This is a genomic window from Streptomyces sp. NPDC021225 (assembly GCF_044332865.1).
Lineage (GTDB): Bacteria > Actinomycetota > Actinomycetes > Streptomycetales > Streptomycetaceae > Streptomyces.
This window is the reverse complement of record NZ_JBIRPV010000006.1, coordinates 224978-235378: the sequence shown is the minus strand read 5'-3', so window position 1 is coordinate 235378 and position 10401 is coordinate 224978. Positions and strand designations below refer to the sequence as shown.

Genomic DNA, 10401 nt, shown 5'->3' with positions numbered 1-10401 from the left:
CCCATACCGGCAGGGAGAGCCATGGAAGACTACGAACTGGACGCCATCAAGCGGATCACCACCCGGCCACGGGCCGAGTACCGGACCATCGAGGTCGCGCCGATCACCCCGGTCATCGGCGCCGAGGTCTCCGGTCTTGACCTCACCCAGGAGCTGACCGAGGAACAGCTGGCCGAGGTCCGCCGCGCCTTCCTCGACCACCATGTGCTGGTCTTCCGCAGGCAGGACATCGGCGTGGACGACCACAAGCGGTTCGCCGGCCACTTCGGCGAACCCCGTCCGGTCAACCCGCCGCCGCCGGAGGGCGACCCGTACGTGCTGGAGATCCGCACCAGCGCCGAGGCGAGCAACGTGGCGGGAAACGGCTGGCACGCCGACGGCACCGCGGACGCGGAGCCGTCGCTCGGCTCGATGCTGCACATCACCCGGACACCCGAGCCGGGCTGCGGCGGCGACACTCTGTTCGCCAACATGTACCTGGCCTACGACATGCTCTCCCCCGCGCTGCGCGGGCTGCTGGACGGGCTGACCGCCGTGCACGACGGCGGGCTGTCGCTCAGGGGGTACCCCTTGCCACCGGACTACGTGGTGCCGAAGTCCGAGCACCCGCTGGTGGTCCGGCACCCGGAGACCGACCGCCGGGTCCTCTACGTCAACCCCGCCTACACCGACCGCATCCCGCAGCTGTCGGCCGACGAGAGCCGGGCGGTGCTGGACCTGCTCTTCAAGGTGGTCGCGGAACGCCCGTTGCTCTCCTGTCGGGTGCGCTGGGCGCCCGGCACCCTGGTGTTCTGGGACAACCGCTGCGTCCAGCACCACGCGACGTACGACTACTACCCGCACACCCGCTACGGCCGCCGGGTGGCCATCAACGGCGGCCCGCTCAAGGGCTGAGCCGGGGCCGAGCCCGGATACCCGAGCCCGGATACCCAAGGAGACGGGAGTCCGCATGCGTGTGTTGCTGTCGACGTACGGATCGCGCGGGGACGTCGAACCGATGGTGGGACTGGCGGTGCGGTTGCGGGCGCTCGGCGCGGAGGTGCGGATGTGCGCGCCCCCGGACCAGGAGTTCGCCCGGCTGCTGGCCGGTGTCGGCGTGCCGATGGTGCCGCTCGGCCGGCCGGTCCGCCCGCTGATGCACGGGGCGACGCCCCCGTCGGCGGCGGAACTGGCCCGGCGGCGCGTCGAGTTGGTCGCCCAGCAGTTCGATGTGGTCGGCGCGGCGGCGGAGGGATGTGATGCGCTGGTGGCGGCCGGTCTGAGCCAGGTCGCCGCGCGGTCGGTGGCGGAGAAACGGGGCATCCGCTACGTGTACGCGAGCTACTTTCCGGTCGCCCTTCCGTCACCGCACTACCCCCCGCCACCGCGGGAGGGCCTGCCGTTCCCGGCGGACGTGACCGACAACCGGGCGCTGTGGGACCTGGACGCCCAGGCCATCCAGGAGCTGTTCGGCGCGGCGCTCAACACCCGCCGGGCGTCGATCGGCCTGCCACCGGTGGACAACGTCCGGGACCACGTCTTCACCGACCGCCCGTGGCTGGCGACGGATCCGACTCTGAGCCCGTGGCAGGAGACCCCGGACCTCGATGTGGTGCAGACCGGCGCGTGGATCCTGCCCAAGGAACGCCCGCTCCCGGCCGGGTTGGAGGCGTTCCTGGACGCCGGCACACCACCGGTGTACGTGGGCTTCGGCAGCATGCGCGCACCGGAGGACGCCGCCCGGGTGGCCGTCGAGGCGATCCGCGCGCAGGGCCGCCGCGTGGTCGTCTCCCACGGCTGGGCCGAGCTGGCCCCGGTCGACGACCGGGACGACTGCTTCGTCGTCGGCGAGGCCAACCTCCAGGCGCTGTTCGGCCGGGTGGCCGCCGTTGTGCACCACGGCGGCGCGGGCACGACCACGGCGGCCGCCCGGGCGGGCGCGCCCCAGGTGGTCGTACCCCAGATGGTGGACCAGCCGTACTGGGCCGGCCGGGTGGCCGAACTGGGCATCGGCGCGGCGCACGAGGGCCCGACTCCGACCGCCGAGTCCCTGTCGGCCGCGCTCAGGACGGCCCTGGCCCCCGAGACCCGGGCCCGAGCGACCGCCGTGGCCGGCGCGGTCCGCACCGACGGGACGACGGTGGCCGCGGAGCTGCTGCTCGGCGCCGGCCGATCGGGTCAGCGCGCCAGCCGCCCCAGCAGCGAGGAGGCCGCCGCGATCCCGGCCCCCGCCGCCAGCACCAGGACGACGAAGTCGAGTACGAGATGGTCCGGGGTGCCGAGCAGCAGTCCGCGCAACGCGTCGACCTGATAGCTCAGCGGATTGGCGGTGCTGACGGCCTGGAGCCAGCCGGGCATGAGCGCCAGCGGATACAGCGCGTTGGAGCCGAAGAACAGCGGCATGGTGATGGCCTGCCCGATGCCCATCAGCCGGTCGCGGGTCAGCACGATCCCCGCGATGGTCATCGACAGACAGGAGAAGAAGGCCGAGCCGAGGATCACCGCGACGGCCACCCCGAGCAGCCGCAGCGGATTCCAGGTCAGCCCCACCCCGAGCAGTGCCGCGATGACGATCACCACGACCGCCTGGATCAGCGCCTTCACCCCGGCGGCGAAGGCCTTGCCGGTGATCAGGGCGGCTCGCGGGGTCGGGGTGACCAGCAGTTTGGTGAGGATCCCGGCGTCCCGCTCCCAGATGATCTGGATCCCGTAGAAGATGGCGATGAACATCGCGGACTGGGCGATGATGCCGGGCGCGAGATAGTCGATGTACGGTATGCCGCCGGTCGGGATGGCCTTGAGCCGGGTGAAGGTCTCGCCGAAGATCAGCAGCCAGAGGGCGGGCTGGACGGCCCGGGTGTACAGCTCGGTGCGGTCGTGTCGCAGCTTCTGCAACTCGACCACGCACATCGCGCCGACCCGCGCGGGCACCATCCGCCAGCCGGTGCGGGGGCGCGGCGGGGTCAGCAGCGGATCGGACCGGGCGTGCGGTACGAACCCGGGGGCCTCAGCCGACCCGGGACGCGGTGCGACGGGTGCTCCGGACATCGCGGAAGTCTCCTCCCTGCTCATCGAGGCCGCTGCCGGCGACGTCCCGGAAGACGTCCTCGAGCGTCGGCCTCGGATCGGCCTCGCCCTCCGCCCGGCGGCGGTCGGCCAGCGCGGAGCGGAGCTCGTCGGGCGTTCCGAGGGCGTGGATCCGGCCGCGGTGCATCAGCGCGACGCGGTCGCAGTACTGGTCGGCCTCGTCCATGTGGTGCGTGGTGACCAGCACGGTCATCCCGGTGGCCGCCCGTACCGCGTTGATGTGCTCCCACACGCTGGTCCGGGCGATCGGGTCCAGGCCGATCGTCGGCTCGTCCAGCATCAGCAGCCGGGGCGCGCTGACCAGCGCCTGCGCCAGTTCGAGGCGGCGGACCATGCCACCGGAGTACGTCTTGGCGAGCCGGTCGGCCGCCGAGGTGAGGCCCACCGCCTCCAGCGCCCGCGCCACGCGGGCGGCCCGCTCCCGGCGGGTGACGTCGAAGACACGGGCGAACAGCTCCACGTTCTCCCGGCCGGTGAGCCCGGCGTCGGCGGACAGCTGCTGCGGTACATAGCCCAGCAGCCTGCGGACCGCCATCCGCTCCTTCGCCGCGTCGTGCCCGAACACCCGCACCATGCCGGACGGGACCGGCAGCAGGGTGGTGATGCAGCGGATCGCGGTGGTCTTGCCCGCTCCGTTGGGGCCGAGCAGCCCGAAGACCTCGCCGGTCCGGACCGACAGCTCCAGGCCGTCGACCGCCTTGGTCGCCCCGAACGCGTACCGCAGCCCCTCGCAGACGAGCGCGACCGGAGCGGCCCGCTCCGAGATGTCGGTCATAGCCCGTCCACCTCCTCATGAAGGTTCTCGGCCAGTTTGCGCAGCGCCGGAACGGCCGCGGCCAGCGCCGCCCGCTCGTCCTCGGACAGCCGCGCCACCTGCTCGCGGACCAGCGCCCCGCGCCGCGCCCGCCACTCCCGCAGCCGGGCCTCGGCGGCGGGGGTGGCCGTCAGCAGTCCGGAGCGCCGGTCCCCGGGATCGGTCTCGCGGTGCAGATAGCCCGCCTTCACCAGCTGGTTCACCAGGGTGGAGACCGAGTTGCCCGCGAGGTACAGCTCCTTGGCCGCGGCCGACACCCGGATCCCGGGACGGGCCATGACCAACCACAACAGCTCCACCTGCGCACCCCGCAGCCGCGGCTCCGTCATCCCGGCCCGCAGCCGCCGCCGGATCAGCCGCTGGACGCCGCCCAGCACATCGGCGAACGAGTCCGGGAAGTTCTCTGTGACCACGCCTCCACTTTACCTCTCAATGAGAGGTAAACGGTCACGTCCGGCGGCCGGGACGGGCCGTCACCGATACATCGCCGAACTTCGCCCTGCCGGTGTTCGTGGACGCCTCCGCTCGGGGCAGGGGTCCGGCGAGTGGCATCGACGGGTGCTCCTGAACCGGGAGCCTGTGCATGGTCTGGACTTACAACCGGAAGCCGTGCTCTCATGCCAACTGCTCCTGATGACAACGTTGTACAGACTGAAGCACCGAGCCGCCACCCTTCCTCAGTCAAGGAGGATTCGTGCGCATCAGATCGTTAAGTCCGTTCAGACCGCTGAGAAACCGACTCGCCCCGCTCCTCGCGGCGGTGCTGGGTGCCGCGGGACTGGCCGCCGCGCCCGCCGCGACGGCCGCGGACGATCCCGCCGAGATTCACGGCCTCAAGGGCGAGTACTACACCCAGTCCGCCCCCGGCGCCTTCGACTTCCACGAGCTCAAGGCCACCGGGTTCGACCCGCAGCTCGACTTCGACTCCCTGGAGTCCCGGCTGAGTTCCGCCACCGGCCGTTCGGACGACGTCAGCGTCCGCTGGACCGGCCGGATCGTGCCGGAGAAGACCGGCCCCACCACCTTCTCGATCACCGGGGACAACGGCTTCCGCCTCTGGGTCGGCGACAAGCTCGTCATCGACCACTGGGTCGACGACTGGGACCGCGAACAGACCAGCGCGCCGGTGGAGTTGACGGCGGACACGGCGTACGACATCAAGGTCGAGTACTTCGAGCACTACGGAGGCTCCAACCTTCATGTGCGCTGGACACCGCCCGGCGGCACGAAGACACGCGTCCCGCAGTCCGCCTTCCTGCTGCCCGAGGGCTACGACTACGACGGCGCCATCGCCACCACGGTCCTGGGGGACGGCCGGACGCTCAAGCTCGACTTCACCCAGAAGCTCCAGACGCCCCCGGCCGGGCTCACCGACCACCTGACCGCGGTGATCGGCGGCGCCACCTGGCCGCTCGGCAAGGCCCGGCTGGACCAGGCCGACCCCAAGTCGCTGCTGGTCGCGCTCGAGGAGCCCGTCGTCGGCAACAAGACCGGCACCGCACGCGGCACCGCCGACGTGCGCTACGACGGAACGGGCGGCCTCACCGGCACGACCGGCAACGTTGTCAAGCCCTTCTGGAGCAGCGGCGCCAACCACTCGACGTACGAACTGCGCACCCGGTGGGCCGATGACGTCACCCCGGCCAACGCCCACCGCGAGTACCCGAGACCGCAGCTGACCCGCGGCGACTGGAGGAACCTCAACGGCACCTGGCAGTTCGCCGCGGCCAAGGCGGGCGAACGGCCGCCGGTGGGCAGGAACCTCGCCGAGAGGATCCTCGTCCCGTACCCCGTGGAGTCCCAGCTGTCGGGGATCGAGCGGCACGAGGACCGCATGTGGTACCGGCGCACCTTCACCGTCCCGGCTGACTGGAAGATCGGCTCCGGCAAGCAGCTGCGGCTGAACTTCGGCGCGGTCGACTGGCGGACGGAGGTCTATGTCAACGGCGCCAAGGTCGCCGACCACCAGGGCGGCTACGACAAGTTCAGCGCCGACATCACCGATGCCCTCAAGCCGGGCCGCACCCAGGAGCTGATCGTCGGCGTCTACGACCCGACCGACGCCGCGAGCGGTGAGAACCCGCCCCTCGGCAAGCAGCGCCTCGACCCCAGCGGCATCTGGTACACGCCGTCCTCGGGCATCTGGCAGACGGTGTGGCTGGAGCCGGTCGCGGCCGACCATGTCGATTCGCTCAAGCTCACCCCGGATGTGGACGCGGGCACCGTGACGGTCGAGCCGCGGGGCGTGCGGGACGGTCTTCCGGTCACGGCGACGGCCTACGACGGCAAGCAAGCCGTCGCCACCGTCAGCGGGCGCAGCGGCGCCCCGCTCACCCTGAAGATCCACAACGCGCGCCTGTGGTCGCCCGACGATCCGTTCCTCTACGACCTGAAGGTGAGTGTCGGCTCCGACCGCGTCCGCAGCTACTTCGGCATGCGCTCCATCGCGGTCGAGAACGTGAACGGCACCCCGCGCACGGTCCTCAACGGCAAGCCGGTGTTCATGATGGCCACCCTCGACCAGGGCTTCTGGCCGGACGGCCTGCACACCGCGCCCAGCGACGAGGCCCTGGCCTACGACCTGCGGGCGCACAAGGACATGGGCTTCAACTCGGTCCGCAAGCACATCAAGGTCGAACCGGACCGCTGGTTCTACTGGGCGGACCGGCTGGGCCTGCTGGTGTGGCAGGACATGCCCGCGATGACCGCGGGGGTCAACCCGGACTCGGCGTCCCGCGCCGAGTACGAGCGCGAGATGAAGCAGATGATCGACGAGCACATCAGCAGCCCGTCGGTCGTCATGTGGGTCACCTTCAACGAGGGCTGGGGCCAGTACGACATGGCCCGCATCGCCGACCAGGCCAAGGCCTGGGACCCGACCCGGCTGGTCAACAGCATGTCGGGCCTCAACCTCGGCGCGGACGGCGGCACCGGCGACATCATGGACGAGCACGGCTACCCGAGCCCCGCGCTGCCCCCGCACCCGGACGGCAAGCGCGCCCAGGTCAGCGGCGAGTACGGCGGCCTCGGCCTGGCCGTACCCGGACACGCCTGGTCGGTACAGCAGTCCTACGTCGACGTCGACCCGGCCACCTACACCGATGACTACCTGGCCAAGCTGGCCGAGGTGCACGCCCTGGCCTGCAAGGGCGGCAACGGCGCGGTGTACACCCAGATCTCGGACGTCGAGGGCGAGCTCAACGGGCTGCTCACCTACGACCGCAAGGTCGTCAAGCCCGATGCACGGCGGCTCAAGGAGGCCCACGAGGCGCTGATCGACGACGCGTCGCGGGCGACCCCCGCCAACTGCGCCTGACCCCGAGCCGCCCGGCGGACCCCTCCCCGTCCCGCCGGGCGGCCCCGGCCCCCCAGTGCAGGACGCCGCCTAAGGCGTCACGGACGCCGCCCGGTTCATCGAGCCGCTGCTGAGCCGGGCACCGCTTTCTGTGAGTTTCTGTGAGTCTCCGGCCGGACGGCCGCCATGACCTGCCGGTTTCCGTCGGCCGGGCCTCCCGGTTCACATGGCGCACCCAGACTCGTGCGGATCCGCCCCGGAAGAGCGGAAGACTGACCGTCGGCGGACGATCGGGTGGGGACGGGACGGATGACGGCATCGGAACGGCTACTGGTGGTGGAAGACGAGCCGACGCTGCGCGAGTTGCTGTCCGCGAGCCTGCGGCTGGCCGGATTCGCGGTGGTCCCGGTCGCGACCGGCGCCCAGGCGCTGGCCGCGGTGCGGGAGCGGCGTCCCGACTTGATCGTGCTGGATGTGATGCTGCCCGACTTCGACGGCTTCGAGGTCGTCCGCCGGCTGCGCGGGCAGCATCCCGCCGCGGCGGCGGGGCATCCGCCGGTGCTGTTCCTCACCGCCCGCGATGCGGCCGAGGACAGGATCAGCGGGCTCAGAGCGGGCGGTGACGACTACGTCACCAAGCCGTTCAACCTGGAGGAGCTGGTCCTGCGCATCCGGGCCATCCTGCGCCGCACCAGCGGCCGGCAGGCCGACGGCCGGCTGGTCGTCGGCCCACTTGAGCTGGACCCGGACAGCCATCAGGTGACCCTGGGCGGCCGCCCCGTGCAGCTCTCCCCGACCGAGTTCAGCCTGCTGCGCGTGCTGATGGAGAACGCCGGGCAGGTGCTGTCGAAGTCCCAGCTCCTGGAGCTGGTCTGGCAGTACGACTTCGGGGGCGACGACAGCATCGTCGCCTCGTACATCAGCTATCTGCGGCGCAAGGTGGACCTGGACGAGCCGAAGCTGATCCATACGGTGCGCGGCACCGGTTATGTGCTGCGCAGGCCCCGGCGGTGAGCGGAAGCCCCGCGCACATGCGCGGTTTACGGGGTCGGCTCTCGCTGCGCGGGCGGCTGCTGGCGATCTCCCTGCTGCTGCTCGTGGTCGCCCTGCTCGGCAGCAACGCCCTGGTCGTCGTCCTGCTCCAGCGAGACCTGGTGCGTCAGCTGGACGGCCGGCTCCGCACCGCCGCCACGGTCGCCGCGGGCCTCACCGACCTGTCCGACGTGGCGGGCGACCAGGCTCCGCGGGTGCGGGCCACCGTGGAGCGACACCTGACCGGCGATGTCTATCTCGCCTACCTCGCGCCGAGCGGCCGCGTGCAGCGGGTCGTCCGCCCGGCCGTACGGAGCTCTCCATCGCTGCCCCCGCTCGACGCGGCGGCGGTCGCCGAACGTGACCGCAGGCCGTTCGAGGTCCCGGCCGTCGACGGCGACGAGTCCTGGCGGGTGATCGCCGTGCCGCTCGACGCGCCGGGGGGACGGAACGGCCGCAGCGTCATGATCGCCGGCTCGCTCGCCCAGGTCGACGCCACCATGACGCAGCTCGGCGCCCGGGTGCTGCTCATCGACTCCCTGGTGCTGGCCCTGCTCGGCGTGGCCGGGTGGTTCGCCGTGCGCGCCGGGCTGCGTCCGCTGCGCCGGATCGAGACCACCGCGGCGGCCATCGCGGACGGCGACCTGTCCAGCCGGGTCCCGGAGTTGGCCGCCTCCCGCACCGAACTCGGCCGGCTGGCCGCGGCGCTCAACGGCATGCTGGACCGGATCGAGGCGAGTGACGCCGCTCGGGCGGCCGCCGCCGAGCTCATGCGCCGGTTCATCGCGGACGCCGGACACGAACTGCGCACCCCCCTCTTCGGCATCAAGGGGTTCACCGAGCTGTACCGGATGGGCGGCATGCCCGAGCGGGCCGATGTCGATGCCGCGATGAGCCGCATCGAGCGGGAAGCGGCACGGCTGGTGCGGCTGGTCGAAGACCTGCTGCTGCTGGCCCGCCTCGACGAGCACGCCGCCGCGGCGGGCTTCCCGCTCCGGCTCACCCCCATGGACCTGCGCACCCTGGCCGCCGACGCCCTGCACGACCTCCGCGCGCTCGATCCACGGCGCCCCGTCACCCTCACCGGCCCCGACGGCGGCCCGCCGGGGGGCGCGCCGGTGCTCGGCGACGAGGCGAGGCTGCGGCAGGTGACCTCCAACCTCGTCGGCAACGCGGTGGCCCACACCCCGCCCGGCACCCCGGTGCGGATCGGCGTCGGCACCCAGGACGGCCTGGCGGTTCTGGAACTCCAGGACGAGGGTCCGGGGATGTCCGAGGAGCAGGCCGCCCGGGTCTTCGACCGCTTCTACCGCGCGGACGACGCCCGCGGCCGCACCGAGAGCGGGGGCGCGGGCCTCGGCCTCGCGATCGTCGACTCCCTGGTGACGGCCCACCACGGCCGGGTGGAGGTCCGCACGGCCCCGGGCGAGGGCGCCACCTTCCGGATGCTTCTCCCCCTGCACGGCTGAGCGCCCCACAGCCCCTGCCGGAACGGGACCGCGGGGCCGCCCCGTCACTCGGCCTTGTCGCTCTCCCCTTCGGTCAACTGGGCCAGCCGTGCCCGCAGGGCCGCCATGACCGGTTCCGGGAGCGGGATCGGGCTGGTGGCCTTCAGCAGCCACAGGCCGTCGACGGCGAGCCGCGCGAGAAGCAGGTCGATGTCGTGCGGCTCGGCGGACGCGGGAGGCGGCGCCCAGCGGGTGATGTGGTCGTCCCAGACGGCGGCGAGCTCCGGGCTGGTCGCCGACTCGACCATGAAGGCGAGGTCGGCCTTGCTCGCCGCGCCCTGAGCGCCCACCCGGGTGTACGCCGCCACGGTCTCCCGCTCGGTCGCCTCCTCCAGCGGCTTGCCCAGTTCCGCTTCGAGCAGCTCCTCCCAGCTCCGGGTCAGATGCTTCTGAATGGCCACCAACAGATCGTCCCGAGTGCGGAAGTGGTACATCAGTCCGCCCTTGGTGACGCCGGCCTCCTCGGCCGCCGACTCCAGGGTCAGGCCGGTGATCCCGTCCCGCTCCGTCACACGGATCGCGGCATCCAGGATCACGTTCTTCTGACTCGGTCGCATACCGTCACCGTACCGTTCGGACGGCGCGGTTTTGAATGCGTGACCGTCTCGGTCAGGAGCCGGCGGCGAGGAAGACCTTGCCCTCTTCGGCCGCCGGACTCCATGATGTTTGCGTGAACATCGGACAGG

8 protein-coding genes and 1 pseudogene are annotated in these 10401 nt (G+C 71.9%); 5 read left to right on the top strand and 4 right to left on the bottom strand.

Annotated elements, in window-relative coordinates; genetic code table 11:
- Window positions 1-21 precede the first annotated feature (21 nt).
- Together ACH4S9_RS27035 and ACH4S9_RS27030 are read left to right on the top strand one after the other, a co-directional pair.
- Entirely contained in the window at window positions 22-894 is an 873-nt protein-coding gene (locus ACH4S9_RS27035; protein ID WP_398374133.1) for a TauD/TfdA dioxygenase family protein, read from the top strand.
- A 55-nt stretch (window positions 895-949) separates the two neighbouring features.
- A pseudogene (locus tag ACH4S9_RS27030) lies at window positions 950-2146 on the top strand (glycosyltransferase); the annotation flags it as partial.
- 11 nt (window positions 2147-2157) lie between these two features.
- On the opposite strand, the gene ACH4S9_RS27025 reads toward ACH4S9_RS27030, so the two are convergent.
- From ACH4S9_RS27025 to ACH4S9_RS27015, 3 genes are read right to left on the bottom strand one after another with little or no spacing between them, the layout of a single operon-like run.
- Window positions 2158-3027 carry an ABC transporter permease gene (locus ACH4S9_RS27025; protein WP_311722041.1) on the bottom strand — a complete coding sequence of 290 codons (870 nt, stop codon included), beginning with the start codon at window positions 3025-3027 and terminating at the stop codon, window positions 2158-2160.
- A complete protein-coding gene (locus ACH4S9_RS27020) occupies window positions 2987-3841 on the bottom strand; it encodes an ABC transporter ATP-binding protein (RefSeq protein ID WP_398374132.1) in 855 nt (284 codons plus the stop codon). Before ACH4S9_RS27020 ends, ACH4S9_RS27025 begins: the two co-directional genes overlap by 41 nt.
- Window positions 3838-4293: a MarR family winged helix-turn-helix transcriptional regulator gene (locus ACH4S9_RS27015; protein ID WP_398374131.1), complete on the bottom strand. Its 456-nt coding sequence runs from the start codon at window positions 4291-4293 to the stop codon at window positions 3838-3840. Before ACH4S9_RS27015 ends, ACH4S9_RS27020 begins: the two co-directional genes overlap by 4 nt.
- 347 nt (window positions 4294-4640) lie before the next feature.
- Here ACH4S9_RS27015 and ACH4S9_RS27010 point away from each other — a divergent pair, with 347 nt between their 5' ends.
- The 3 genes from ACH4S9_RS27010 (at window position 4641) to ACH4S9_RS27000 (ending at window position 9676) form a co-directional block, all read left to right on the top strand.
- Complete coding sequence (locus ACH4S9_RS27010) at window positions 4641-7196, top strand: PA14 domain-containing protein (protein ID WP_398374130.1); 2556 nt, start codon at window positions 4641-4643, stop codon at window positions 7194-7196.
- A gap of 288 nt (window positions 7197-7484) precedes the next feature.
- Window positions 7485-8189 carry a response regulator transcription factor gene (locus ACH4S9_RS27005; protein WP_352127275.1) on the top strand — a complete coding sequence of 235 codons (705 nt, stop codon included), beginning with the start codon at window positions 7485-7487 and terminating at the stop codon, window positions 8187-8189.
- Between the two features lie 17 nt (window positions 8190-8206).
- Window positions 8207-9676, top strand: a complete 1470-nt coding sequence (locus ACH4S9_RS27000; RefSeq protein ID WP_398374129.1) for an ATP-binding protein — start codon at window positions 8207-8209, stop codon at window positions 9674-9676.
- A 44-nt stretch (window positions 9677-9720) separates the two neighbouring features.
- On the opposite strand, the gene ACH4S9_RS26995 is transcribed toward ACH4S9_RS27000, so the two are convergent.
- Window positions 9721-10272 (bottom strand): TetR/AcrR family transcriptional regulator, encoded by a 552-nt coding sequence (locus tag ACH4S9_RS26995; protein WP_385340109.1) that lies wholly within the window; start codon window positions 10270-10272, stop codon window positions 9721-9723.
- Between the last annotated feature and the right edge of the window lie 129 nt (window positions 10273-10401).

Bases quoted from the DNA above. Each gene is read 5' to 3' on its own strand.
- ACH4S9_RS27035 (WP_398374133.1), top strand. From the start codon at position 22: ATGGAAGACTACGAACTGGACGCCATCAAGCGGATCACCACCCGGCCA.
- ACH4S9_RS27025 (WP_311722041.1), bottom strand. From the start codon at position 3,027: ATGTCCGGAGCACCCGTCGCACCGCGTCCCGGGTCGGCTGAGGCCCCC.
- ACH4S9_RS27020 (WP_398374132.1), bottom strand. From the start codon at position 3,841: ATGACCGACATCTCGGAGCGGGCCGCTCCGGTCGCGCTCGTCTGCGAG.
- ACH4S9_RS27005 (WP_352127275.1), top strand. From the start codon at position 7,485: ATGACGGCATCGGAACGGCTACTGGTGGTGGAAGACGAGCCGACGCTG.
- ACH4S9_RS27000 (WP_398374129.1), top strand. From the start codon at position 8,207: ATGCGCGGTTTACGGGGTCGGCTCTCGCTGCGCGGGCGGCTGCTGGCG.
- ACH4S9_RS26995 (WP_385340109.1), bottom strand. From the start codon at position 10,272: ATGCGACCGAGTCAGAAGAACGTGATCCTGGATGCCGCGATCCGTGTG.